Origin of the sequence: Pontibacter deserti, from assembly GCF_023630255.1 — a bacterium.
Lineage (GTDB): Bacteria > Bacteroidota > Bacteroidia > Cytophagales > Hymenobacteraceae > Pontibacter > Pontibacter deserti.
Genome location: NZ_JALPRS010000001.1, coordinates 822,825 through 848,458, shown reverse-complemented (window position 1 = coordinate 848,458; position 25,634 = coordinate 822,825). Strand labels below are relative to the sequence as shown.

Here is a 25,634-nt window from a genome sequence, read left to right as displayed (position 1 = left end):
AAAGGCCACTTTTAGTAAAAGATACCTAACCTTCTACAATCGTAAAATGTATGCTTCATGCTAAGTAAGTACATCCCCTTTATAAAATTTGCAGCTGTTTTTGCCATTGTTATAAGTACAATTGCAGCATGTAAAAGCACGAATAAAGTTGCGACTTCAGAGAATAATGCCAGCCTTACCCAATATGTAGACCCCTATATTGGTACCGGCTACCACGGGCATGTTTTTATGGGAGCCAATGTGCCGTTTGGAGCAGTGCAACTGGGTCCGAATAACCTGACTGAAGGCTGGGACTGGTGTTCTGGTTATCATTACTCCGACTCTACCATTGTTGGTTTTTCGCACACACACCTGAGCGGCACAGGTATAGGCGATTTGGGTGATATAGCGGTTATGCCAACCACAGGCACACTAAAGCTGCTTAAAGGAACCCATAAAAATCCGGAGAAGGGCTTTTTGTCGCTGTACTCGCACCAGGAAGAAACTGCCAAGCCAGGTTACTATGCCGTAAAGCTACAGCGCTACGATATACAGGCCGAGCTGACGGCCACGGAACGGGTGGGCTTCCATCAGTATACTTTTCCGGAGACTGATCAGGGGCATATCATTTTTGACCTGGAAGAAGGCATTGGCTGGGACCAACCAACCGAAACATTTATTACCCAAATCAACGACAGCATACTTTATGGCTACCGCTACTCTAAGGGCTGGGCCGCAGACCAGCGCGTTTTCTTCGCAGCCGTTTTCTCCAAGCCTATCGAGGGTTTTTCCAGCTTTCAGGTAAGTGATTCGTTGGGTAATATGGTTGCTGCTTCTAAAGGGAACAGAATTAAAGGGGTCGCCAATTTTGCTACAAAGAGTGGTGAAAAGATAAAACTGAAAGTAGGTATCTCTCCTGTAAGTTCCGAGAATGCATTGGCCAACATCAAAGCTGAAATCCCGCATTGGGATTTTAACAGAGTAGCAGCGGAAGCCGATGCTGCCTGGAATAGTGAGTTACAAAAGGTGCGCATAAAAACTGATACACTGGCACAGCTAATAACTTTCTACACTGCGCTGTACCATACCATGATCGCACCCTCTGTTTTCAACGACTACAACGGCGATTACCGTGGCACCGATAAGAAAGTATACCCGAAGGCAAACTTTACAAACTTAACTACTTTCTCCCTCTGGGATACCTACAGAGCAGCACACCCACTATTTACCATCCTTCAATCGAACAGGGTGAATGACATGATCAATTCCATGTTGGCAATTTACCAACAGCAGGGCAAGTTACCGGTGTGGCACCTGATGGGCAACGAGACCAATACCATGGTGGGCTATAGCAGCGTGCCGGTCGTGGCCGATGCCATACTTAAGGGCTTCAACGGTTTTGATCATGAGCTAGCTTTCGAGGCAATGAAAGCCACCGCAATGGGTAATGAGTTTGGTCTGGCACATGTTAAGGAAAAGGGTTTTATACCTGCAGACGCTGAGGTAGAAAGTGTAGCCAAAGGCTTGGAATATGCTATTGCAGACTGGAGCATTGCACAGGTTGCTAAGAAGATGGGCAAACAGGCGGACTACGAATACTTCAGCAAGCGCGGCAGAAACTACGAAAACTACTTCGACAAACAGACCCGTTTTATGCGTGGCCGCGTTTCGCAGAACGAGTGGCGCACACCATTCGATCCGTTCAAGTCGGCCCACCGCAAAGATGATTATGCCGAAGGAAATTCATGGCAATATACCTGGCTGGTGCCACAGGATGTGGAAGGGCTGATGAACTTATTGGGCGGCGAGGAAGCCTTTGCTCATAAACTCGATTCGCTGTTTACCGCTGAAGGCGACATGGGCGAAGAAGCGTCTAACGACATAACCGGTTTGATTGGGCAATACGCACATGGCAACGAGCCCAGTCACCACATTACTTACCTGTACGCCTATGCCGGACAGCCCTGGAAAACAGCGGAGAAGGTGCGGTTTATAGTTGACAACATGTATACTGCTAAACCTGATGGCCTGATCGGCAATGAGGATGTGGGGCAGATGTCAGCCTGGTATATTTTTTCGTCACTTGGCTTCTACCCAGTAAATCCTGCCAATGGAGCTTATGTGTTTGGAAGTCCGGCAGTAAAACAGGCTACTTTAACATTGCCTAACGGGAAAATACTCGAGATAGAAGCCCTGAATAATAGCTCGGAGAATAAGTACATTCAAAGTATAACCCTCAACGGAAAACTCTACACAAAGTCATACATCCTACACAAGGATTTGATGCTGGGTGGCAAGCTGGTTTTTGAGATGGGAAACCTTCCAAGTTCAATCTGGGGAACAGCCAAAGAGGACAGGTCGAAATCAATTGTTGAGTAAAAACAGAAGTATATTTTTATACCTTAAAAGTTGCACGCATAGCTCTCACCTGCTCCACATCGGCTACCAGCTGCTCGAACTCTGAAATTTGCTTAAAGCTAAACATGGGCGGAGAGTCTTGGCGGAATTGCATTTCGCTTGCCACGGATTTGCGAAAGGAGGCATGTACTTCTCGCACACCGGTTATACTTAGTAACTCCTGTACATTGGCAGGAGTTACTCCCCCACCGGGCATAATGATCATTTTTCCCGCAGCTCTTTTATGAAGTTCCCGGATCAGTTCCGCTCCCTGTAGTGCTGTTTCCTGCTGACCGGATGTGAGCAAGCGATCTACACCCAGAGCCAGTAAATCATCCAACGCTTTTATAGGATCAGCACAAAGATCGAAGGCTCTGTGGAAGGTAATGCTCATCGGTTCGGCCTGCGCCATTAATTCTGCTGTTCCGGCAGTATCTATACTTCCATACTTCGTCAGCGCACCGATCACTACACCATCCGCTCCTAGTTCACGGCACAGGGCAATATCCTTTTTCATCACTTCAAACTCCGCCTCAGAGTACAGAAAATCTCCCCGGCGTGGACGAATGAGTACGTGCAGGCCTATATTTATACTTTTCCGAACCACCTCGATCATACCGGTACTGGGTGTTGTACCACCTCCCGCCAGGTAATCGCATAGCTCGACGCGCTGTGCCCCGCCTTGCTCGGCAGCCAGTGCAGAGGCAACAGAATCTACACAAATTTCCAGTACCGGAACCAGGTTAGAACTTGCTCTTTCCATCCAGTAGCTTAGTTCCCGATTTATCCTGTAAGGCATAGTTAAAGCCCTTGTGGATGCAGAAGCCGCCATACTCCCCGTTCTTATTCAGGGCAATAAAACCAACCTGTAGGTCTTTCACATCTTTTTGCTTGGAAATGATACGTTCTACGGCTAATCGGCAGGCATCTTCCGGGGAATTGCCCTGTCGCATGAGTTCAACAACCAAATGGCTGCCCACCATCCGGATTACCGCTTCGCCCAGGCCTGTGGCCGTGGCAGCTCCTACTTCATTATCCACGAACAAGCCCGCTCCGATAATGGGTGAATCCCCCACGCGCCCGTGCATTTTAAAAGAAGCACCGCTGGTGGTACAAGCTCCTGCCAGGTCACCATTAGCATCCAAAGCCAGCATGCCAATGGTGTCGTGGTTTTCGATGTTAATGACTGGTTTATACTTTGATTCTTTGAGCCAGTTTTTCCAATCCTTTTCAGACTCAGGAGTCAGCAGGTTCTCCTTTTTAAATCCTTTGGATAAAGCAAATTGCAAAGCACCTTCACCTACTAACATCACATGCGGTGTATCTTCCATTACCTTGCGGGCAACCGAAATAGGGTGCTTGATGTTCTGCAGGAAGGCTACAGATCCGCAGTTGCTGTCCTTATCCATAATGCAGGCATCCAGCGTTACTTTTCCTTCCCGGTCCGGGTAACCGCCATAACCAACAGTACGCACATTCGGGTCTGCTTCAGGCACACGTACACCTGCCTCTACCGCATCCAAGGCACTGCCGTTTTTGGATAGAATCTTCCAGGCGGCCTCGTTGGCGGGTATGCCGTGGTCCCAGGTAGAAATGACTATGGGTTTGCTGCCTTTTCCTTGTTTAACAGAACCGGCAAAGGCGCTGGCAAACTGAAAGCCGCCGCTCAAAAAAGTAGCGCCTATAGCTGATATTTTTATGAATTTACGTCTGGTGCTCATGGGCTATAGTTGGTGGTGTTCAAGTTGTATGACAACTGATTCAGTTCAGTAAAATATTATTTTATACTTGTGCTTTTAGCAAATGCGGACGCTCAGCATGGAGTTTCAGAATTAGTTCACCAAAAAGGGTATTAACCCAGGCAAACCATTTTCTGGTAAACTTTTCAGGATTGTCCTTGTGAAAAGTTTCGTGCATAAAGCCTGTACCTGCATGCGTCGTTTTTAAAGTATGCAGGCAGTTCTTTATTTCTTCGTCCGACTGGCTCGTCATGGCTCTCATAATGATGCTCATCGGCCAGATCATATCAGCGCCTACATGCGGCCCACCGATGCCCTCGCCAGCTTTGCCTTTAAAAAACCAGGGGTTATCCTCGCTTAGCACAAACCGGCGGGTATTCAAGTATACTGGATCATCCGCAGCACAACTGCCTAAGTATGGCAAAGAAAGCAGGCTCGGAATATTGGCATCATCCATAAACAATTCATTGCCATAACCATCCACCTCAAACGGATGGATTTTGTCATACTTAAGATGTTCAAATACAGCATACTGTTGAAGCGCTTTCTCTACTTCGTCAGCCAGCGCGGTACATTCGGTTGCAAAGGCTTTATCCTGTTTTAGTTTCTGGCTCATCTCGGCTAACTGGCGGAGCGATGTAACCGCAAAGTAGTTGGAAGGAATTAGGAACAAGTAGGTCGTGGCATCGTCGGATGGGCGGAAAGTGGAGCAAATCAGGCCCACCGGTTTTATCGGATTTCCGTAACCGGCACCAGCCACGGTATCGGTTTGCCAACCTGTTACCCGCTGAAACTTGTAAGGTCCCTTGTCCGCCTTTCGCTGCTGTTCCTTAAATGTTTTTACCACCAGTTTCATGGCCTTTTCCCAGTTGGCATCAAAGGGATCGGTATCGCCGGAAGTCTTCCAGTAATGGTAACCCAGCCTGATCGGGTAGCAAAGCGAATCGATCTCCCACTTGCGCTCGTGCACACCCGGCTGCATCTTGGTAAGGTCTTTTGCCCACTCTCCTTCTTTGGCTGGGTCGTTGTAAAAAGCGTTGGCGTATGGGTCCTTCAGAATGTAACTCGTCTGACGGTTGATAACACCGGCTATTAAACGTTGTAGCGGCTTATCTTTATCCATTAGCGCAAGGTAAGGCCATACTTGTGCCGAACTGTCGCGCAGCCACATCGCATCAATATCGCCGGTTATGACATAGGTATCTGGTCTTCCGTTTTTCTCCCGGTGAGTTACAGTGGTATCAAGGGTACTAGGCAGGCAGTTTTCAAAGATCCAGGCCAGTTCTTTATCGGCTATAGCTTTCTTTACTTCCTTTATCTTATTTTCTACAGCTTTGCTGGTGAAGTTCCGTGCTGATAAGGCAGGGCGCTGGCTGGTAAATGTATCTTTCTGCGCAAACGACATAAAAGAAAACCCGGTGGCTGCAAGACCTGCTGTAGCTATACTTCCTGTCTTAACAAATTCCCTTCTGGTAGGCATATATATATTCTAGTTTTGAAAGCCAGACATTACTTCATAAAGGCCTTTGTTTTTGATCAAAGTCAAGTATTACCACTGAATCAGAAGCATAAATAGCCAACTTATTATTTTGAATATATATGAAATTTTGAATAGAAACAAACAGAGGATTCTGTTCTAAGTATGGGTGTAAAAGGAGCTCATGAAAGATTGATGACAGGTATACTTGTATAAAGGTGATAATATCCCTTTTATTATAGCTAAGCCCTTGCGAACTTGGTTCGAGAATTCTATCCTTTGTTCTACAACCATAAAAAAACCGCTCTATGTCAAATGGAGCGGCTTTTTTGGATCGATAAATTTCCACTGTGGTTGGGCTTATCGAACATTTCAGTAAACAGAGTTACTCACACATTCAAAAACACATCTACTCTATTTTCATAATGTAACTTATCCTAAAGAACCAAGCTCATCTTCCTCAATATCTTGTGCAAAGTATAAAGAGCGATTCATTTACGCCATTCATTTTGCCGGGTCTAAGTATTCTTATCTCTTGAAATCAACCTCGCATTACTATACAATAAAGCTCGTTTGGTACAGTACAATAGCTCTTTACGTAGTTTTTCTTTTTTCGCAATCACATCACAAACCCTTGCGTAAGCATAACATACTACAACTTTAGTGTAATAAAGTAACGGTAATAGTACTATGCCAGATAAAAAGATTATAACAGTGTTTGGTGCAACAGGCGCTCAGGGAGGCGGAGTTGCACGGGCTATATTACAAGATAGCAACAGTGAGTTTTCGGTTCGTGCTGTTACCCGAAATCCTGGTTCAGACAAGGCAAGGGAACTAGCGGCTATGGGTGCTGAAATAGTAACTGCAGATATTGACGACAAAGAAAGCATGAAACGGGCACTGGATGGTGCTTATGGGGCTTACTTTGTCACCTTTTTCTGGGCGCACTTTTCTCCTGAAAAAGAGTATGCTGAAGCCAAAAGCATGGCCGAAGCTGCTAAAGAAGCAAATTTAAAGCACGTGATTTGGTCTACGCTGGAAGATACCCGAAAATGGGTTCCATTGGATGATGATCGGATGCCCACCCTACAGGAAAAGTATAAGGTGCCCCACTTCGATGCAAAAGGCGAAGCAGATCATTTTTTTTCTGATTTGGGTGTGCCTACCACTTTCCTAAGAGCCTCTTTCTATTGGGATAACTTCATATTCTTCGGTATGGGACCTAAAAAAGTAAGCGATGGGAAATATTACCTTACCTTGCCCATGGGTGACAAGAAAATGGCAGGTATAGCTGCAGAAGACATTGGGAAATGTGCCTATGGCATTTTTAAACGTGGCAAAGAAATGATCGGTAAGACGGTGGGTGTGGCAGGCGATCAGCTAACCGGGCAGGAGATGGCAGAAGCGATGACCAAGGCATTAGGGCAAGAGGTAACCTATAATTGTGTATCCCCGGAAACTTACCGTGGCTTCGGTTTTCCCGGAGCAGACGACCTGGGCAATATGTTCCAGTTCTACCGAGATTTTGACGAGGTCTGCAACAGCGTGAGAGACGTCAGTTATTCAAAGGAGTTGAATCCAGCCTTGAAATCCTTTGAAATGTGGCTGGCAGAAAAAGCAAAGCAAATACCTATGGAATAAACTTAGGTAGCAAAATATTCTCAAGGCATCGTTTAGGCTATTACAGTAAAAATCCGCTCCTTCTAAAAAGGTGCGGATTTTCAATTCTATACTTTATATCCTCTAGTTGAATTTTAAATTAGATAGAGCATTACTACATTTTCCTAAACAACTCTAGTTGAGCCCTTAGAACGTAACTTGCAAAAACTTTTAAATCTTTACTTTTTAACGCATCTTCTCCTTGTTTCTTGGGTCATCAACTTTATTAATATAGGTAATCATATAAGGACTTGTTCCATGCACATGTACAATAGCCTGTTCTTTTGTAAAAGCATTATGAACACTTTTAGCTGGCATCAAGGCAAACCCTCCGGGCTGAAGGCTGGTAGTACTATTCATAGCTGGCTTTTCGCCCGTACCCATATAAAACGCACCTTCTATTACGGTTAAATGTTCGGCTGTAGGGTGCCAGTGCGGGCTTATTTTATAGTTTGCCGGGAATATTAACCTGATGGTAAACGGCCCTTCTTTGAATGGATCTCTAGGGAGGACTGTTAGCTTTGCCCCTGCAGGTAAGCCTGCTGGTCCATCATACACTGCAGTTTATCTAAATTTAACATTTTATGGCCTGCAAGGTTCTGCTCCTGCATTTTTGTATGTTCCTGCGCAAAACTTTGTGCGGTTAACCCCAAAAGAACAACAGGAAAACAAATAGTTTAAATACATTCTTCATAACTATATTGTCTTATCACGCTTCTGCTCAAACCATCTATTTTTCGTTAAGGTAATTAATAGCCCGAGTTTCTATGCACGCTTTTTTAGGAATAAAACATATACTGTTTGTATTGCTAGTGGTAAAAGTCATGGCTAACGCTCCTCCCCTTTACGCTTTCACCACGGTAAGTGCAGATACTGCTTCACGCCCCGCGATAAATCTGGGGGTTTATAGTCATTATGGGTTTATCATCCCTCATTCAGAAGACATCCGCCAAATTTCTAATTCTAATCCGTGGGGGGTATCAATTGATTTAAGCTTTCACTTCTCCGACAGTTTATCCTGGCAGTACCTGCAGGCTTACCCCAGATTGGGTGCCTCTTTCACTTATCATAATTTTAATAATCCAGCTGTTTTAGGGAATGGGTATTCCTTAATTTTATTTGTGGAACCTTTTCTGGCAGCGCAGCATAAATTTAGCATCTCTTTCCGTTTAGGTGCAGGCATAGCTTACCTTGATAACGTGTACCATCCTGATAGTAATCCTAATAATTTATTCTACAGCACAAAAATCAGCTTTCCTCTGGTCGCCAACTTAATGGCCAATTATAGACTTACTAAGTACCTCAACCTGCGAGCTGGGGGCACATACAACCACATTTCCAATGGAGGTCTACGCCAGCCTAATAAAGGGATTAATTTCCCATCCGCTACCCTTGGTTTGGATTGTGCATTACGGCCCACATACTTTGCTCCTCGTGAATTAGTGACAAATGACTCTCTCGTTAAATTCAGGCACTATTTATTTGCATTCTTGTTTACCTTAAAAGACAGGGATGACAATCCATCAGATAAGTTACCTGTACTTGGTGGTAACCTCTATGTTAGCCAGAAAATTAGCAGGCTAAGTGCACTTACAGCTGGTGCAGAATGGGTGTTAGATTACACCTTAAAAGAAAAACTGCAGGACCAAGGACAAAAAGAAGACTTTCAGCGAGGAGCTTTGTTAGCTGGACATGAACTGCACATTGGCCGGTTCAGGTTTAGCCAGCAATTGGGTATTTACGTGTATGCACCTGCCGCTGCCCGGGATCCTGTCTACCAACGCTACGGACTGGAGTACCATACTCCCAGAAAAGTATTCTGGGGAATTAACCTGAAAGCGCACCGGCATGTTGCAGACTTCCTGGATGTTCGGGCAGGTATAAAATTCCCTTAAAAATAGAAAGGCTGAATTACTTTTAACACAAGTAATTCCTTCTTTTATAAAGTTATAAACTATAGTTTATAGATAAATCAACTGCTCTTTTCTCTCTCCAGTAGATGGCCTATACTTTGACTTTCTCCCTGGTTATAAACAAACTGCTTCTTAAAAATTGCCGCGCCCTGATCTCTAAATAATGGTAAGTATAATGAGCACTAATAATCGTTAAACTTACAAAAGAAACCCCAAGACCAAGTTTTAGGGGAACGGATAGTGAGGTGATCATTAATTCATTTTTAAGATAGGTCAAGGAAAACCAAAACACTAAGAACCAGAATCCATGCATCATGTAAATAGAGTAAGATATATCTCCCAGATAGCGTAAGGTTTTCTTTTCCAGGACCTTTTTAATCAACCTATTATTATAAGCAGCACAAAGTAACAATGCTATAAGTAACGGAATCAGGAGTATATCACTCAGACTAAAATGAAAAGCTATCACAATCATAAGCGCAGCCATTAAAAAAACAGCCGCTTTTTGACAGCCATACTTCCCCAACTCGATGCACAAAGACCTGGTAAGCTATAGTTACTAGTGTAAATTCGGCCAAGCATCTAACCCAACCATAATCAAATGTAATATCTAGGTTACCCCGGATCGAGGAAATGCCGATAAGTACTGCACTTGCAACAACCAGGGCTATACTTTTATAGGTAAGGTTACTCTTGAATACAAACGGAAGTATAAAACAAGCACAAACATAAGCCCACCACTCTGCGCCAATAGACCAGAAAACAATATTCCACGAAAGGAACACATGTTGATTCATGGCATTGATCAGGAGCAGGTTATCCAGAAGCGCAGGCCAAGCCATAAATGTTTCCCAACTGCCGTCTACCACAGCAGGAAATAATAGCGGAACAATGGCAGCAAGTGGGATCAATAACACAAGTATAAAAAGATGCAGCGGATAAATTCGGGTAAAGCGTGCCCATAAAAAAGATTTGATCAGACTTACTTTGTCTGAAGAACTTGCAAATGCTGCACCGTATACATGGCTTATTACAAAGACGCTGAGTAAAAAGAAAAAGTCAACCCATAAATATCCTTTTGTTATAATGCCGGTTAGCTCGTGCGGAATTAAAGGGCCAAAATCCCTGTAAAAGAAAATCACATCCAGGTGAATCAGCATGACCCACAAGGCAGCTATACCACGCAATGAAGTTAATGATGTGATATAGTATTGTTGCTGATCCATCCGGGGTTATAAAGTATAAAGTGCTGATTTTTTGTACTCATTTCTTTAATTCTAACACCCACATCTGCATCGCCGGGATGGTAGCTTTCTCTGAGGTTTTTAGTTTATTGTTGCTGATGATATTCACTGCTTCCGAGAAGGTACTTGTCCTTTCAGTATACTTTTTAAAATCCAGTTCATGGGCTTTGCTATCCGTGTTCATCATGCACATTATATTTTGATCATCGTCATAGCGGAAGCATACATATACTCCGTCAACCGGTACATAATGCATCATCTTCCCCATCTTTATAGCCGATGAGTTTTTCCTGAAATTGCCCAGCTTTTTTGACTAGGTTCTGAATTTCGCGTTCATCCTTTGTAAGCCCTTTGCCGGTAAAGGCTTTTCAGATCGCCGGGTTCCATAAATCCTGTGTCTCGTTGGGTATGGCGTGCCAACACACTGGCATAGAAATAAGTCTGTAGCTTTATTGTTAGGCTTACTTACCACCTGCTCTATTCACCTCATCCAGGTTCATACTTATCTTGCCTGACTTAAACTCACTGCCCTGGCTGAAGCGGTAACGAAGATTGATTTTAAAGCTTTGAGTGCCTCTATATTGGTCGGATTCGATTTTGTTACCGTCAATATCAATAGTTCCTGCCATTCTTTTAGTTTTAAAGATATCCGTAATACCCACGCTTACATCCAGTTTATCATCCATAAAAGAGCGCTTCAGGCCTGCATCTACACCCCAATTGGCATTGATGTGGTATAAACCGTATGCCATTGGTCCCTGATAGCCAGCATTTACCTCTAACTTTACATCCTTTGGCATCTGAATGGAGTGGTTTGACTGCAGCATAAAAGTGACTTGCTCGTTTGCCTGCATCTGATGATCCAGTTCTTTTGTGAACTTATGAAATAGGCCCGTAGCGGTATTGTTGATCTGCCATGTTGGCAAAACTTGCACCGGTACTATTACTGTTGCGTTAATGCTCTTCATATCTTCCACGTTCTGCTGCTGGAAGTAAGTGGTTTTATCTGCTGCGTTTTGCTGTGGTATTTCTGTTATAAAGTCTTTCGTTACCGCGTAGCCTACTACTACATTGTAGCGCTGGCTTATAGTTTGTGTTACGCTAAAAGCGTTGGTGTACTGCGGCTTTAAGTATGGATTGCCAACTACCCAGGAGTAAGGGTCAATGTAAAAGATGAAAGGGTTCAGGTCACTGTACTGTGGCCTGTTCACGCGGCGGTTGTAGGAATAACTTACCTGGTAGTTATCATTTACCGAATGCTGCACAAATAAAGTTGGGAACAGATCGAGATAGTCTCTGTTTGTTTTTTGCCCCATCGTAACGGAGTTACCTTCGGCAAAAGTTTGCTCGGCACGGAGTCCTGCCTGCATGCTGAGTTTACTACCAATTACGGTGGAGAAAGATGCGTAGGCTGCTAAAATGTTCTCTTTATAAATAAAGTGGTTGCTTCTCTTAACATCCGGTAGCATTTTACCGTCCGTCTCTTCATAAAATTTCAGCTCATTGTCAGAGATTACGTGACTCGCTTTCGCACCTAATTCCAGTTTGCCTGCCTTGCCTATAGCTTTAGAAAAATCTGCTTTTGCTGCGTAGATGTCGTAGTTATTTGGGTTTTCATACATCAATCTGCTAATGGATACACCGGCAGGTACCCCCAGGCTGTCTAAACGATTCACAAAAGTGGCATCGCTCTGGCTGTAGAGCCGCACATAATCAAAGTCTGCAGAGAAGGTAGTACCCAACGTGTCCAGTTTGCCCAGGTAGTGCAGGTTAACAGCGCTGTTCTGATTGTCAGATCTTCCATTGTTTAGCGCGTCTATCAGCAGGTCGTTTTCCGGATTGCCATCTGTTAGTTTTGCCAATGTTTTGATCTGGTTTCTGGTGTTGTAAAAGGATACATCGGCCAGAAAACCAATGCTGTGTTGCTGGTTAAGATCAAAATCTGAACCTATTCTAAAGGTGGGTACTGTGCTTGTTCCCTCCTCTCTCAGGTTCTGGTTAAGGCCACTGTTCTGTTGGCCCTGGAAGGTACGCTTCATGTTGTTTGTCCGGAAGGTAGCACGCTCGGCAAAATCAAAACCGGCGAAAGAATTCCACGGGCCTTTTTTATAGTTTACTTCAGCACCGGCTGTATAACCGTTCAACTCGTTGTATTGGTAACCGGCATGCAGGCTGCCATTCAGGCCAGTTTCTTTATGCTGCTTCAGGCTAATGTTAATGATGCCTGACGCGCCTTCCGCATCATACTTTGCAGATGGATTGGTTATGATCTCCAGCTCTTTGATGTTGTCGCCGGACATGTTTTGAAGGAGGTTTTGCAGCTCTTTCCCGGTAATATGGACAAGTTTGTTATTGATCATCACTTTTACGCCTGCTTTGCCATTCAGCTTCAGTTCGCCATTCTGATCAATCCACACACCCGGTGAATTTGATAATACTTCATAAGCAGAGCTTCCGCCAGCCAGGGCTGTGCCCTCCACGTTTACCACCATTTTATCAGCATAGGCAACTATAGTTGGGCGCATGGCCTGTACCTCTACCACTTGCAATACCTGGGCATTCTCTTTTAAAGTCGTACTCCCAAAGTCTTTTGTAAAGCTGTCGCCGGTAACTTCAAAAGGCTCAGAGTTTAGCTGCACATAACCCAGAAAATTGAACCGCAGGAAGTAAGTACCTTTCCCCGGCGACTTGATCTGGAATCTGCCTTCGGCATCTGCGGTAGTACCGTTAATGACCTTAGCGTTTGAAGCCTCTAAAAGCGCCACATTGGCAAAACCCACCGGCTGCCCCTGCTCGTCTTTTACGGCACCTGTTAAAAAACCACTTGTTTGTGCAATACCTGCCTGCGGCAAAACAGTTATCAGCAGCAGGATGATGATGTGTTGTAAACTTTTCATTTTCATTAAGTTTTATTTGTCCTGAAATCAAATAGTTGATTCAAAGATGTGACATCAGATAAAGGATAGAAACCTGTTTCTGATGAAGCGGGACATGAGCCTAATGAAGTGAGATAATGGATAGTTGAAGAGGAAAGCTTATTGAATGAAATAGCCAATGCAGGATCTATAGTAAGCTATCACACTAGATCTCCTGTTTGTTTTTAAGCTGCAAATAGATTTACTTCGATGTGAAGAATTAACCCCTCCCGCTAGCTAGATTGTGACCTTTTATAATGAGAAAGATGCGCGTCAAGTATAAACTCTTCCTGAACCAGGTTGCCATCGCCGCCCTGACGACTGTGCTTTTATACTATGCGTTAGTGTTTGTACACCAAGGTACCATCTGGCTCTTTAACACAGGCATTCTGGTAGAGCTGGTAGTTGCTTTTTTCTTTCTGCTGGCCATTTTCCTATCAAACAGTTTCATTTCCAAAGCCTATACTTCAGGCCCACTCAGCCGTATTGCAGGCAGCTGGAAACCAGTTCTGGAAGGCATTACGGTTGTAGCCAGCAGCGTCACCCTCTGCTTCCTGCTCTACTATATACCCTACAAGCTCATTTATAACCTGGCTGGTGAACAAATAACACTACTGCCTGAGCGGGTGCGTCTGGCATATGTCATTAGTAGCGTTGCGGCGCTTTTCTTCTACTATTTTGTAGAGCGCGAGCGCAACAGGAAGCAACTACAGGAAGAGCACTTACGCGCTGAGCAGTTGCAGAAAGAAAACTTCCGGGCACAGTTGGAGGCCTTAAAGAACCAGGTAAATCCGCACTTCCTTTTCAACAGCTTAAACGTACTCAACTCGCTTATTTATGTTGATCCGGACAAAGCAGCAACTTTTTCGAGCCAGTTGGCAGAAGTATACCGGGCGCTGCTTGATAGTGGTGACAAGCCACTTGTACCGCTCGAAACAGAAATGGAATTGGCCAATGCTTACATCTACCTCATGCAAACCCGGTTTGGCGAAAACGTGCAGTTTAAGGTAGAGGTACCACCTTCCTGCCTGCACTTGCAACTGCCCCCTACGTCGTTGCAGATGCTGCTTGAAAATGCCATAAAGCACAATGGCTCTACCCCAACTAAACCGCTGCACATCTCTGTATTTGTAAAAGATGCTAAGCTGGTAGTTGAAAACAACCTCCAGCCCCGCCTTGATGAAGTAGTCTCCACTAAAGTAGGGTTGCAGAACATCAGCAGCAGGTATAAATATTTTACTGATGAGAAAGTGGAAGTGGCGCAAAATGAGCGGTCTTTTATAGTAGCTTTACCTTTACTTGATGTAGCCTGATATGAAAGTAGTTATAGTTGAGGATGAGCAATTGGCGGCCGATGCTTTGGCTGCTATCGTGAAAAGGCTTCGGCCGCATACAGAAGTTCTCTCCAAGATCGGATCGGTGGAAGAGGCTGTGCAATGGTTCACCCTGCACCAGGCACCAGATCTGATCTTCTGTGACATACACCTCTCTGATGGCAACAGTTTTGAGATCTTCAGGCAGGTAGCCATTAGCTGCCCGGTCATCTTCACGACGGCCTATAACCAATATGCTATAGAAGCTTTTAAGGTAAATAGTATCGATTACTTACTAAAACCTATTAAGGCAGAAGATGTAGCACTTGCCCTGAAAAAGTATGAAAACCAGCAACGTCCCTTGCCTCCGGACGTGAGCCACCTGCAACATTTCCTGCAATCCCAACAGCTACAGCAACAAGTAAAATCCACGTTCCTGGTAAAGCAGGGCCAGGCCATAAAAACCATTCCAGTGGAAGAAGTGTCGTACTTTTGGGCAGAAGAAGGAGTAGTGTTTCTGGTAACAAAGCAAAATAAACGCTTTATCGTTAACTATACCCTGGACCAGCTGGAAGAACAAATCGATAGTGCAATCTTTTTCCGGGCAAACAGGCAGCTGATAGTGCACATTAATGCGGTGCAGGAAGTACGCCCTTACTTCAAAGGCAGGCTTTCCGTGTTGTTACACCCTTCCACTGAAAAAGAAGTTATCATTAGCAGCAGCAAAGCTCCGGGTTTTAAGGATTGGCTGGATTTGTAATTAGTCAGACAAAAACCTTATTATTTTTAAAGGAACAGGATCATGTTTAACTGCTCTCTTGCAAACACACTTCTAAGTTAATATGTGTATTGTTCGATAATTCAGTCCGTTGTTCTATTCAATAAAATTAAAAACCCACCTATTTAATTAAATAAATGGGTTCTTGTTTTCAGAGTAACATAAATGAGTTCTTGCTTGTTGCGCCACCCCTATATCCCCTATAAACTGCCTTTAAGCTAATTGCACTTTCTTACGAGCCATACTTTAACTTCTTTAACAATCTTCCCTTCGTTTTCAAAACAGTTCCTAATACAATACCAACACTTTTTGTAATCATGGGACAGGATCATAATGTTCAGCATACAAGACTGATTTATTCTGCCAGTATATTCATACAATATAAAGCTATAACTGTAGCTATCCGCACAGAATTCTAAACAACCTTTAACAATTGATGAAAAGAAAAAGTTAACTAAAACCTGCATCCAGAGTAGATACTTAGATGACGATAGCTCTATGATGTATGGATGAAAGCAGCAACTTTGAAGTGTTTAAAAACCTGATCAGGCGAAGCAGCAAGGTGCTGTTTTCATTTGATGTTGAATCTGCATCCATCACCTTTCTGAATAATTCCTTCAGTCAGATCTGGCGTCGGACAAGAGAAAGTGTCTTGGCAAAACCAGCCATCCTGTTGGATACAGTTCATCCCGATGACAGAGAGTATGTAGAAAAAACGTATAGTGACTTGCTAGAAGGCATTCTGAAACCCTCCGTTGAGTTTCGTATTGTACTTCCAGACAAGTCGGTGAGTTGGCTGCTAGTAAACCCACAACTAGTCATAGATAACCAGAACAGGCGCTTTATTGCAGGGATTGCAGAAGACATTACAACGCAAAAGGATAATTACAACGTGCTGGAGCGGTTCGCAGCAAAAAAGAACTCTGTCTTGGAAATACTTGCTCATGACTTAGCAGGCCCCCTAGCCAATATTCAGAACATGGCTGATCTGCTGGCAGAAGGAACAAAAGATAACGTAAGCCCAGAAACAACTCATATTATTCATCTTATCCGGGAGAGTAGTGCGAGAAACATATGCCTGATAAGAGACTTGGTACAGCAGGAATTTTTAGAATCTGCCAACGCTGGCATGGTCAAGAGAAGAGTAAACCTCTGTGGTAAAATAAAAGAGGTTATTGATCAATACAAAGAAAGTGAGGCACACATAAACAAGACCTTCACCTTCACTGCTACCAATAATAAATTCTTCGCCTGCATTGATGATGCAAAATTTATGCAAGTGATTAATAACTTAATTTCAAATGCTATTAAGTTTACACGTGATGATGGACACATCTCCATTCACTTAAGCGACCAGCAGGACACCGTATTCATTACACTAAAAGACAATGGCATTGGTATTCCCCTAAAATACCATGATGAATTATTTGAAAAATTCACCAAAGCCAGACGCGAAGGGCTACGGGGCGAGCCATCTACAGGACTTGGCATGTCCATCATTAAAACAATTATAGAATGGCACAACGGGAAAATCTGGTTTGAAAGTGAAGAAAATGTTGGCACCACTTTTTTCATTGAACTGCCAAAAGAATAGCATCTTTTGCTAGTGCAAAAGATGCTATTTAATTTCTTTACCTAAGTAAAATATCTAAGTGTCATCCTCCTTTGCAAGCTGTTGGTAGCGCTTACTACCCGAATACACAACACAGAAGTATAGTAGCAATAACAAGTGCAGGACAAGTCTTTTTCCTCATGTAAAGCAGCAACAATCCAGCTAGACTATGTAAGGAGAATATATCTATGATTTCACTATATTAGATCGCTTTTTGGACTGACACTTTTAAACAGCACCTCATGAAGAAACAAATACTTTCCTTTTCTTTAATCGTCCTGACAACCATACTTACTACTCCAGCACCTCTGCTGGCGCAAAAGAAAAAGTACATATTTGAGCCTGAAGAACTGGCCAATCCACTAATGGGCACCGACTCCAAAGTCAGCCTCTCCAATGGCAATACATACCCTGCAGTGGCTGTGCCCTGGGGAATGAACCTGTGGACAGCCCAAACCGGCAAAATGGGAAATGGATGGGCTTATACTTACGATGATGACAAGATCAGGGGCTTTAAGCAGACACACCAGCCTTCGCCCTGGATGAACGACTATGGTCAGTTTGTGATCATGCCAGTTACGGGTAAACTCAGGTTCAGTGAAGATGACCGCGCCAGTTGGTTCTCTCATAAATCAGAGGTTGCTAAACCGTACTATTACAGCGTATACCTGGCCGACCACGACGTTACCACCGAGTTCACCCCAACAGAACGCGCTGCACAATTCCGGTTCACCTATCCTAAATCCGACAGCTCGTTTATCGTTATCGATGCGCTGGACAAAGGTTCTTACATCAAGGTCATCCCATCTGAAAACAAGATCATTGGCTACACGACCCGCGCTGCCCGCAGCAACCCGAAAGACTTTAAGAACTACTTTGTAATTTATACTGACAAGCCTTTTACAGTAGCTTATACCTGGCACGATACCACACTGGTAAAAAACAAACTGGAGCAGACTGCCAACCATGCCGGCGCTATAGTTGGGTTTAAGACCGCGAAAGGCGAAAAGGTAAACCTGCGTGTAGCTTCTTCATTTATAAGTATGGAGCAGGCTGAACTTAACCTGCAACGTGAACTGGCCACTGACGATTTTGAAGTTACAAAACAAAAAGCCAAAACCTTATGGAACAAGGCTATGAGCCGCATTACCGTAGAAGGAGGCACCGATGAACAGAGGCGTACATTTTATAGTTGCCTGTACCGCACGCTGTTTTTCCCTCACAAAATGTATGAGTTGGATGCAGCTGGCAAACCTATACATTACAGCCCGTACGATGGCAAAACTTATGCTGGCTATCGTTTTGCCGGCACTGGCTTCTGGGATACCTTCCGGGCTCTCTACCCTTTCCTGAACCTGGCTTACCCAAGTATAAATAAAGAAATGCAGGCTGGTCTGGTAAACGATTACAAAGAAGGTGGCTGGTTGCCCGAGTGGTCTAGTCCGGGTTATGCCAACATCATGATCGGGAACAATTCTGCTTCTGTGGTGGCAGATGCACATATTAAAGGACTCAATGGATACGACATCAATACCTTATATGAAGCGTTGCTGCATGGCGCTAATAACGAAGGCCCGATTACTGCCATTGGCCGCGCAGGTGTAGCATACTATAACAAGCTGGGCTATGTGCCTTATGATGTAAAGATAAACGAAAACGCAGCCCGCACCCTGGAGTATGCTTACGACGATTTTGCGATTTACCAGTTAGCCAAAGCCTTAAATAGACCACAGGCAGAAATAGACCTTTATGCGAAACGCAGCCAGAACTACCGCAATTTGTTTGATCCTGCCACAGGCCTGATGCGCGGTAAAAACCAGGATGGCACATTTCAGTCGCCGTTTAACCCTTTTAAATGGGGCGATGCATTTACCGAAGGTAACAGCTGGCATTACAGTTGGTCCGTCTTCCATGATGTGCAGGGCTTGATGGATCTGATGGGTGGTAAGCAAAACTTTACAGCCAAACTGGATTCTGTTTTTTCACTTCCTCCTATCTACGACGAAAGCTACTATGGCGGTGTGATACACGAGATACGCGAGATGCAGATCGCCAATATGGGGCAATACGCACATGGCAACCAGCCTATCCAGCACATGATCTACCTCTATAACTATGGCGGCGAGCCCTGGAAAGCGCAGTACTGGGCACGCGAAACCATGAATCGCATGTACCAGCCAACACCGGACGGTTATTGCGGCGACGAAGACAATGGTCAGACATCAGCCTGGTACATTTTCTCAGCCTTAGGTTTTTACCCGGTTACACCTGCTGTAAACCAATATGTAATGGGTGCACCATTGTTTAAGAAAGCAACTATACACTTAGAGAACGGGAAAAAATTCGTGATAGAAGCCCCGGATAACAGTTCAGAAAACAGATACATCCAGTCAGCTACGCTCAACGGTAAAAAGTTTGAGAAGAACTGGATAGCTCATGAAGATCTAGTGAAAGGTGGGAAGATGAAAATTAAAATGGTCAAGACACCAAACAAGAACCGGGGAACACAGGATGCAGCAGTACCTTACTCTTTCTCGAAGCATGAGCATCCTCAGAACCAGTAATAAAGAACTATAAAGTAAAGTATAAAACAAAAAGGCCTACATTGCTGCAGGCCTTTTTGTTTTATTATTACATTGCTTATTGAGGAGCAACAGCCATTAGCTTCTTATTAGCCTTATTACCCATGTAAAAGATGATCTTCCCACCATTCATGATCTCAGCGTGTGTCAGGTAGGTCCGGTTAATAGGTTTGCCGTTCAGCTCCATTTTCTGAATATAAACGTTTTTATCTTTCTGGTTTTTCGCTTCAATAGTAAAAGTCTTGCCGTTCTCCAGGTTTATACTTGCTGACTTCACGGCCGGACTGGTAATGGCATACTGGTCTGAGCCAGGAGCCACAGGGTAGAACCCTAAAGCTGAAAAAATGTACCACGCACTCATCTGCCCAAAATCGTCATTACCGCCAAGGCCGTCTACAGTTGGTCTATACATAGCTTTCAAAACCATACGCGTACGCTCTTGTGTTTTCCAGGGCTGATCGGTCCAGTTGTACAAATAAGCAACATGGTGAGATGGTTCGTTGCCGTGCACATAGTTGCCAATGATGCCATCGCGGGAGATATCTTCTGTATTCTCAAAGTACTTATCAGGAAGTTCCATTGTGAAAAGTGAATCCAGGTGCTGCGCAAAGCGGGCCTTTCCTCCCATCATTGAGATCATCTGGGCCGGGTCGTGTGGTACATACAAACTATAGTTCCAGGAGTTGCCTTCAATAAAGCCCTGCCCGTGCGTGTCCAGCGGGTCGAATTCTTTTTTCCAGGAACCATCGCTCAACTTAGGGCGCATATAACCTGATTTCGCATCGTACACATTCTTATAGTTGAGCGCACGCTTGCTGAACTCTTCGTAAATATCCCGTCGGTTCAGTTTTTTGGCCATTTGCGCTATGCACCAGTCATCATAAGCATATTCAAGTGTTTTGGATACTGATGAACCGTTTTTGTCTTCCGGCACATAACCTAGCTGCATGTAGTATTCCAGGCCGTCGTAGTAGCGTGTTCGGGCAGTTTGTACGCAGGCATCCAGCGCACGATTTGCATCAAAATTAGCATTGCCTTTCATCACGGCATCAGCAATTACAGGCACCGAATGGTACCCGATCATACACCAGTTCTCGTTGGCGTGGTGCGACCATACCGGCAGCATTTTGTGCACGCTCTGGTCGTAGTGCGCCAGCATAGATTTTACCATGTCGTTGTTGCGGGCAGGCTGCAGTATGTTAAATAGCGGGTGCAGGGCGCGGTAGGTATCCCAGAGCGAGAAGCTGGTATAGTTTGTAAAGTCTTTGGCCTGGTGCACGTTCATGTCAAGGCCTTTATACTTGCCATCCACATCCATATAAGTAGTCGGGCCCAGGAAAGAATGGTACATGGCCGTATAGAAATTCACCAGGTCATCCTTGCCGGCATCTACCACTACTTTGTTCAGTTCCTTGTTCCAGGCAGCTTGTCCTTCGCGCTTTACTCTGTCGAAATCCCAGTGCGGAATCTCGGCGCGCATGTTTGCCAAAGCTCCTTCCGTACTCACCGGCGACAGCGCAAATTTGATCTTGACCTTCTCCCCTTCAGTTGTCTTGAAATCAAAGTATGCCCGCAGCTTTTTGCCGGCGAACTCCGGGAAGTTTTTGGTCTGATCAAACTTGCGCCAGAAGCCTTTGTATGCCTGTGCCTCCGAATAATCCTTATTACCATACTGTTTGAACGGCTTGCTGAAGGCCATGGCAAAATATACCGTACGGGTGCGTGCCCAGCCGTTGGTCTGTCGGTAACCTGTGATCAGTGTATCGTTCTCCACGCGTACAAAAGTCCAGGTGGTTTTGCCGTCGTAGTTGTAAATACCTGACATCAGGTCAAGTATAATATGCGCCTCATCAGACTTCGGGAAAGTATACTGGTGCATGCCCACACGGTTGGTAGCTGTGAGTTCTGCCAAGATGTTGTGGTCGTCGAGCTTTACTTTATAGTAGGCTGGTTCTGCAACTTCGTTGGCGTGTGAGAAAGCAGAACGGTAGCCGCTTTTAGGGTTATCTTCTGTACCAGGGTTCAGCTGCAATTTGCCTGTTGTTGGGGCAATCAGAAAATCGCCTAGGTCAGAGTGTCCGGTGCCGCTGAAATGCGTGTGACTGAAACCTACAATCGTTTTATCGTCGTGCTGGTAGCCGGCGCAGTACTTGTAAACGTCCTTGTTATACTTGCCATTCACTTCGTAAGGTATCGTGTCGGTGTCGGGGCTTAGTTGCACCATGCCGAAAGGTACGGTAGCCCCTGGGTATGTATGGCCCATTTTTGCCGTACCGATCATGGGATTGACATACTTTACCAGGTTAGTCGTCTGTTTGGCTTGTGCAAAAGTTAGTAGCGGAGAAAACAGTAGAACAGAGAGTACAAGTTTTTTCATTTGTTAAGCTGTTAAGGCAGGGGAATAATTTAGAGTGATATCTAAAATTAAGACTTATTTCTGTATAGTATAATTTTATACTTTGGCCCTCTCCTCCCACAAACTGGCAGCACCTAGCAAAGCTGCCTCTTCTCCTAGCTGTGCTGTTTTAATAGGTATAGTGATGTTCTGTTCTTTTAACTTTTCACGCAGTTTATCTCCGAATAAATCGAAAGCTTTTGTAATGTTACCACCAAGTACAATTACCTCCGGTTGCTCCTGTTTCACAAAGTCTCTTAAAAAGGTAGATAGATTATCGGCATACTCAGAAAACAGCACCTGCACTTTTGGTTCGGCAGGCATCTCCTCCACTATACTTTTTACATTATTTGTCCTTTTCCCGCTCAGTTCATAATACCGCTTCACAAACCAGCGCGAGCTTAAATACTCCTCTGCTATACTGCTATTAAATGGTGTATCCCATAAGTTTGCGTCCCACGCCTTGCCATCCACAATAACAGCTGAGCCCAGCCCGGTACCAAGTGTTAAGCCAATTGCCCTGTCATACCCTTGTGCTGCGCCGGCAAAAGCCTCGCCTTGTAAAAAGCAGGGGGCATCGTTTTGAAACCTTATATTTTGAATATCAAAGTGTAGAGCTTTCGCCAGCAGTTCCTTTACATTTATACCATAAAGCGCATCATATTTGTCCTGGTTCTGCATCAGGGAAATACCGCATTCATAGTTAAACGGGCCCGGCATAGCAATGCCAACTTGGGTTATTTCAGCTTTATACTTTCCCATAGCAGCACGCATGGCATTACTCCAGTCAGAAATTATATCTGCTATACTTCCGCCTGCATCTACAACCTGACGGGTTATACTTTCCTGAATTATTGAACGATTTGAAAGGTCAACAACCGCAGCTGTGATGTGTGTGCCTCCAATGTCAACTCCGAGCGTAAATTTATTCATATAGTATGTATTTTATCATCAAAAGAATAACTCTCAAGTTATACATCGATTTAATTAAACAGAAAAATTTGTGGTTAAAGTTATAGTTGGTTTTGTAAGCTAAGTAGTAATTGGTTGTTAGTACTATCTATCATATTAATGCAGAACTGAAGGAAAGTTAACTAGATATCATAAGTCCTTACCAGATGTCAAATCCAGTATATAATAGTAGATAATTCTATACTTGATCTACTACTATAGAAAATACAGAAAAGCCGCCCCACATTAAATGGAGCGGCTTCTTTTTAACTTGTTGCACTTTTGAGTAACTATACTTATAGCTCAGTTACTTAATTCTTCAAAGAAGCCATATCAATCACAAATCGATATTTAACATCTCCTTTGAGCAAGCGCTCATACGCCTCATTGATCTGCTGGATGTTGATCAGCTCTATGTCTGAGACGATATTATGTTTGCCACAGAAGTCTAGCATTTCCTGTGTCTCCGCAATACCACCGATCATAGATCCGGAGAAGCTTCTGCGGGAAGGTATCAGGCTGAACGCAGCTACCGGAAGAGGCAGCTCAGGTGCTCCTACCAGTACCAAAGAACCATCTACTCTCAACAGGTTCAGGTAAGCGTTGATGTCGTGCTCTGCTGAAACAGCATCCAACACAAAATGGAGCTTGCCTGCATACTTGGCCATTTGTGTTTCGTCTCTGGATAGCACTACCTCATCGGCCCCCAAACGCTTGGCATCTTCTACTTTGGATGGTGAGGTGGTAAATACGATTACATCTGCCCCCATGGCTTTCGCAATTTTAACGGCCATGTGTCCCAAACCACCTAGACCAACCACACCTACCTTCTGGCCAGGACCAACGTGCCAATGCTTCAGCGGTGAATATGTTGTGATACCTGCGCACAACAACGGTGCGACAGCTGCCAGGTCAAGGTTTTCAGGTACCCGTAACACAAAGCTTTCGGTAACAACAATACTTTCGGAATAGCCGCCATAGGTTTGTGTACCCAAGTATTTATCCGGCGAATTGTAGGTCTGGATGTTGCCTTCTGCACAATACTGCTCTAATCCTTCATTACAGTAATCGCACTCCCGGCAGCTATCTACCATACACCCTACGGCAGCAAGATCGCCGACCTTAAACTTGGTAACATGATCCCCAACACTTACCACTCTGCCAACAATTTCATGTCCGGGTACACAAGGGTAAATGGTGCCGTGCCATTCATTTCGTGCCGTGTGCAGATCAGAGTGGCAAACCCCGCAATACAGAATATCAATCTCTACATCGTGTGGCTTCGGTATTCTTCTCTTTATATTTAACTGATCTAAAGGAGCCGTTGCTGCTTCTGTTCCGAATGCCCTTACTTCTTTTGTTCTTGCAGAAGTGCCCCCTTCCGCCATTGTTCTGATTGTATCCATAGTTCTTAGTTTAAAGTATTGAGTTAACCTGATGTTAGTTGCTATATTTTTTGCACCAGGAACTTTACTTTTTTAATCATTATTCAGCCCGAAATTTTAGATAGTTAAGCTGATAGCTTTAATAATATTCAGTTTATATAAATTAATTCTTGTCAGAACATTTAGGAGAGGAGAAAAAACTCAATGCCTCGTATCCTGCTCTGGTCATCCCTCTTAAACGACATTTACTGGTTAATGTATACTTTATCCGTTACGGGCTCCATCCATTTCACAATTCCCTTTTCTGTGTTAGATACAATGTATAGTTTTTGTAATCCCGTATCCGGGCTTGCCCCATGCCGATGCTTCACATTCGGCGGGCATTTTACTACATCGCCCATTATAATAGTTGCCGGCGTTGGCCCTCTATTTGGTAATAGCCTATACTATCAGTAATGATCAAAATTTGGCCCGCCGGATGGATATGCCAGTTGATTCTGACACCTGGCTCAAGGTGAACATTGCCTGCCAGTGGTGTATAAGTAGAATCCCCCAGGAACAAAACCATAATATTAGGCTCTTCCTGTGAAGTTTTCTGCCGGGCCTAACTCAACTTCTGGGCGTTACACCAAGTGAGTATAGATATCAGTTAAGCTAAAATTTAACCATTTAAGATAGTGACCTCTAATGTTTAGCATTATATAAAGTGCTAGTAAATACACGTTTATCCGCACTATGCAAGTAGGAGCACAGAGCAAGGAATCACTTAATCTTCTGAAGAAGAAAAAGACAAACTTTAGTCTTCATTTTGGGGTATTTCATCAATTGCGTTATTATTTCTAGCTGAACCGCGTTTAGCTTTTTTTGCCTCAGCCTTAAGGAGCTCCTGATGTTCTTTTCTTTCCTTGAATTCTTTTTGACGCTGCTTCTTTTGTTGGTCTCTTGATCTGGTACTCATTGATTAATTTGATTTAGCTACAACTAATTTAGGGACTTTGTAAAGCCATAATTCCCTTCATAATCCTCCTTATACGCTTAAATGAAATTAAATTATTATTTTCTGCATGGGGAAGAAAATGGTTAATTCTCCAATTTCAAAAACTAACTATAAAATGTCAATCTTGCCTTGGGAAGTTCGATATTTCACACATTTAGTCTAGATCAAGACACTCTAAAAGCCTCTTGCTTCATCAATTAAAGGGTTCTGTTTCCAGAATAAAAGAAAGTTATAAGTAGCCGTTGTCAATTCCGCTTAACCATTATAGACGAACCATCACGACAGCGCACATGATACC

19 protein-coding genes are annotated in these 25,634 nt (G+C 44.0%); 7 read left to right on the top strand and 12 right to left on the bottom strand.

Annotated features, from left to right (window positions below):
- Window positions 1–57 precede the first annotated feature (57 nt).
- Window positions 58–2,358, top strand: a complete 2,301-nt coding sequence (locus MJ612_RS03545) for a GH92 family glycosyl hydrolase (RefSeq protein WP_187029502.1) — start codon at window positions 58–60, stop codon at window positions 2,356–2,358.
- Window positions 2,359–2,374: 16 nt separating this feature from the next.
- Here MJ612_RS03545 and MJ612_RS03540 read toward each other — a convergent pair whose 3' ends face one another.
- The 3 genes from MJ612_RS03540 to MJ612_RS03530 all read right to left on the bottom strand — a co-directional run bounded on the left by MJ612_RS03540 (window position 2,375) and on the right by MJ612_RS03530 (window position 5,595).
- Entirely contained in the window at window positions 2,375–3,139 is a 765-nt protein-coding gene (locus tag MJ612_RS03540; RefSeq protein ID WP_187029500.1) for a copper homeostasis protein CutC, read from the bottom strand.
- Window positions 3,120–4,097, bottom strand: a complete 978-nt coding sequence (locus MJ612_RS03535; protein WP_187029498.1) for an isoaspartyl peptidase/L-asparaginase family protein — start codon at window positions 4,095–4,097, stop codon at window positions 3,120–3,122. The genes MJ612_RS03540 and MJ612_RS03535 overlap by 20 nt, the downstream gene beginning before the upstream one ends.
- A gap of 61 nt (window positions 4,098–4,158) precedes the next feature.
- Window positions 4,159–5,595 carry a glycoside hydrolase family 125 protein gene (locus MJ612_RS03530; protein WP_187029496.1) on the bottom strand — a complete coding sequence of 479 codons (1,437 nt, stop codon included), beginning with the start codon at window positions 5,593–5,595 and terminating at the stop codon, window positions 4,159–4,161.
- 687 nt (window positions 5,596–6,282) lie between these two features.
- Between MJ612_RS03530 and MJ612_RS03525 the strand changes: the two genes are divergently transcribed.
- Window positions 6,283–7,233: an NmrA/HSCARG family protein gene (locus MJ612_RS03525; RefSeq protein ID WP_187029494.1), complete on the top strand. Its 951-nt coding sequence runs from the start codon at window positions 6,283–6,285 to the stop codon at window positions 7,231–7,233.
- 204 nt (window positions 7,234–7,437) lie between these two features.
- Here the strand turns inward: MJ612_RS03525 and MJ612_RS03520 are convergent, their stop codons facing one another.
- Window positions 7,438–7,809 carry a cupin domain-containing protein gene (locus tag MJ612_RS03520; protein WP_187029493.1) on the bottom strand — a complete coding sequence of 124 codons (372 nt, stop codon included), beginning with the start codon at window positions 7,807–7,809 and terminating at the stop codon, window positions 7,438–7,440.
- A 266-nt stretch (window positions 7,810–8,075) separates the two neighbouring features.
- Between MJ612_RS03520 and MJ612_RS03515 the strand changes: the two genes are divergently transcribed.
- Window positions 8,076–9,146 (top strand): acyloxyacyl hydrolase, encoded by a 1,071-nt coding sequence (locus MJ612_RS03515; protein ID WP_187029491.1) that lies wholly within the window; start codon window positions 8,076–8,078, stop codon window positions 9,144–9,146.
- Window positions 9,147–9,613: 467 nt separating this feature from the next.
- Here the strand turns inward: MJ612_RS03515 and MJ612_RS03510 are convergent, their stop codons facing one another.
- From MJ612_RS03510 to MJ612_RS03500, 3 genes are all read right to left on the bottom strand, one after another.
- Complete coding sequence (locus MJ612_RS03510; protein ID WP_187029489.1) at window positions 9,614–10,390, bottom strand: acyltransferase family protein; 777 nt, start codon at window positions 10,388–10,390, stop codon at window positions 9,614–9,616.
- A gap of 37 nt (window positions 10,391–10,427) precedes the next feature.
- Window positions 10,428–10,676, bottom strand: a complete 249-nt coding sequence (locus tag MJ612_RS03505) for a cyclomaltodextrinase C-terminal domain-containing protein (RefSeq protein WP_187029487.1) — start codon at window positions 10,674–10,676, stop codon at window positions 10,428–10,430.
- 193 nt (window positions 10,677–10,869) lie between these two features.
- Window positions 10,870–13,305, bottom strand: a complete 2,436-nt coding sequence (locus MJ612_RS03500; protein WP_187029485.1) for an outer membrane beta-barrel protein — start codon at window positions 13,303–13,305, stop codon at window positions 10,870–10,872.
- 275 nt (window positions 13,306–13,580) lie between these two features.
- Between MJ612_RS03500 and MJ612_RS03495 the strand changes: the two genes are divergently transcribed.
- The 4 genes from MJ612_RS03495 to MJ612_RS03480 all read left to right on the top strand — a co-directional run bounded on the left by MJ612_RS03495 (window position 13,581) and on the right by MJ612_RS03480 (window position 19,590).
- Window positions 13,581–14,636 (top strand): sensor histidine kinase, encoded by a 1,056-nt coding sequence (locus tag MJ612_RS03495; RefSeq protein WP_187029483.1) that lies wholly within the window; start codon window positions 13,581–13,583, stop codon window positions 14,634–14,636.
- A gap of 1 nt (window position 14,637) precedes the next feature.
- Entirely contained in the window at window positions 14,638–15,396 is a 759-nt protein-coding gene (locus MJ612_RS03490) for a LytR/AlgR family response regulator transcription factor (protein ID WP_187029481.1), read from the top strand.
- Between the two features lie 523 nt (window positions 15,397–15,919).
- On the top strand, window positions 15,920–17,008 hold the full coding sequence (locus MJ612_RS03485; RefSeq protein ID WP_187029479.1) for a PAS domain-containing sensor histidine kinase: 1,089 nt from the start codon (window positions 15,920–15,922) through the stop codon (window positions 17,006–17,008).
- A gap of 260 nt (window positions 17,009–17,268) precedes the next feature.
- Entirely contained in the window at window positions 17,269–19,590 is a 2,322-nt protein-coding gene (locus MJ612_RS03480) for a GH92 family glycosyl hydrolase (RefSeq protein WP_187029477.1), read from the top strand.
- A gap of 76 nt (window positions 19,591–19,666) precedes the next feature.
- Here MJ612_RS03480 and MJ612_RS03475 read toward each other — a convergent pair whose 3' ends face one another.
- The 5 genes from MJ612_RS03475 to MJ612_RS03455 form a co-directional block, all read right to left on the bottom strand.
- Window positions 19,667–21,985, bottom strand: coding sequence for a GH92 family glycosyl hydrolase (locus tag MJ612_RS03475; RefSeq protein WP_187029475.1), 2,319 nt, complete (start codon window positions 21,983–21,985; stop codon window positions 19,667–19,669).
- Between the two features lie 75 nt (window positions 21,986–22,060).
- Window positions 22,061–22,936, bottom strand: coding sequence for an ROK family protein (locus MJ612_RS03470; RefSeq protein WP_187029473.1), 876 nt, complete (start codon window positions 22,934–22,936; stop codon window positions 22,061–22,063).
- A gap of 329 nt (window positions 22,937–23,265) precedes the next feature.
- Window positions 23,266–24,360: an NAD(P)-dependent alcohol dehydrogenase gene (locus tag MJ612_RS03465; RefSeq protein ID WP_187029472.1), complete on the bottom strand. Its 1,095-nt coding sequence runs from the start codon at window positions 24,358–24,360 to the stop codon at window positions 23,266–23,268.
- A gap of 224 nt (window positions 24,361–24,584) precedes the next feature.
- The gene (locus tag MJ612_RS03460) at window positions 24,585–24,740 is read right to left on the bottom strand and encodes a cupin domain-containing protein (protein WP_187029470.1); all 156 of its coding nucleotides are present in this window, start codon (window positions 24,738–24,740) and stop codon (window positions 24,585–24,587) included.
- 395 nt (window positions 24,741–25,135) lie between these two features.
- Complete coding sequence (locus tag MJ612_RS03455; protein ID WP_187029468.1) at window positions 25,136–25,297, bottom strand: hypothetical protein; 162 nt, start codon at window positions 25,295–25,297, stop codon at window positions 25,136–25,138.
- Between the last annotated feature and the right edge of the window lie 337 nt (window positions 25,298–25,634).

Coding starts and splice junctions, on each gene's coding strand:
- MJ612_RS03485 (WP_187029479.1), top strand. CDS start 15,920: ATGGATGAAAGCAGCAACTTTGAAGTGTTTAAAAACCTGATCAGGCGA.
- MJ612_RS03465 (WP_187029472.1), bottom strand. CDS start 24,360: ATGGATACAATCAGAACAATGGCGGAAGGGGGCACTTCTGCAAGAACA.
- MJ612_RS03490 (WP_187029481.1), top strand. CDS start 14,638: ATGAAAGTAGTTATAGTTGAGGATGAGCAATTGGCGGCCGATGCTTTG.
- MJ612_RS03540 (WP_187029500.1), bottom strand. CDS start 3,139: ATGGAAAGAGCAAGTTCTAACCTGGTTCCGGTACTGGAAATTTGTGTA.
- MJ612_RS03480 (WP_187029477.1), top strand. CDS start 17,269: ATGAAGAAACAAATACTTTCCTTTTCTTTAATCGTCCTGACAACCATA.
- MJ612_RS03510 (WP_187029489.1), bottom strand. CDS start 10,390: ATGGATCAGCAACAATACTATATCACATCATTAACTTCATTGCGTGGT.
- MJ612_RS03470 (WP_187029473.1), bottom strand. CDS start 22,936: ATGAATAAATTTACGCTCGGAGTTGACATTGGAGGCACACACATCACA.
- MJ612_RS03535 (WP_187029498.1), bottom strand. CDS start 4,097: ATGAGCACCAGACGTAAATTCATAAAAATATCAGCTATAGGCGCTACT.
- MJ612_RS03475 (WP_187029475.1), bottom strand. CDS start 21,985: ATGAAAAAACTTGTACTCTCTGTTCTACTGTTTTCTCCGCTACTAACT.
- MJ612_RS03505 (WP_187029487.1), bottom strand. CDS start 10,676: ATGGGGAAGATGATGCATTATGTACCGGTTGACGGAGTATATGTATGC.
- MJ612_RS03515 (WP_187029491.1), top strand. CDS start 8,076: ATGGCTAACGCTCCTCCCCTTTACGCTTTCACCACGGTAAGTGCAGAT.
- MJ612_RS03460 (WP_187029470.1), bottom strand. CDS start 24,740: ATGGGCGATGTAGTAAAATGCCCGCCGAATGTGAAGCATCGGCATGGG.
- MJ612_RS03500 (WP_187029485.1), bottom strand. CDS start 13,305: ATGAAAAGTTTACAACACATCATCATCCTGCTGCTGATAACTGTTTTG.
- MJ612_RS03495 (WP_187029483.1), top strand. CDS start 13,581: ATGAGAAAGATGCGCGTCAAGTATAAACTCTTCCTGAACCAGGTTGCC.
- MJ612_RS03525 (WP_187029494.1), top strand. CDS start 6,283: ATGCCAGATAAAAAGATTATAACAGTGTTTGGTGCAACAGGCGCTCAG.
- MJ612_RS03455 (WP_187029468.1), bottom strand. CDS start 25,297: ATGAGTACCAGATCAAGAGACCAACAAAAGAAGCAGCGTCAAAAAGAA.
- MJ612_RS03545 (WP_187029502.1), top strand. CDS start 58: ATGCTAAGTAAGTACATCCCCTTTATAAAATTTGCAGCTGTTTTTGCC.
- MJ612_RS03530 (WP_187029496.1), bottom strand. CDS start 5,595: ATGCCTACCAGAAGGGAATTTGTTAAGACAGGAAGTATAGCTACAGCA.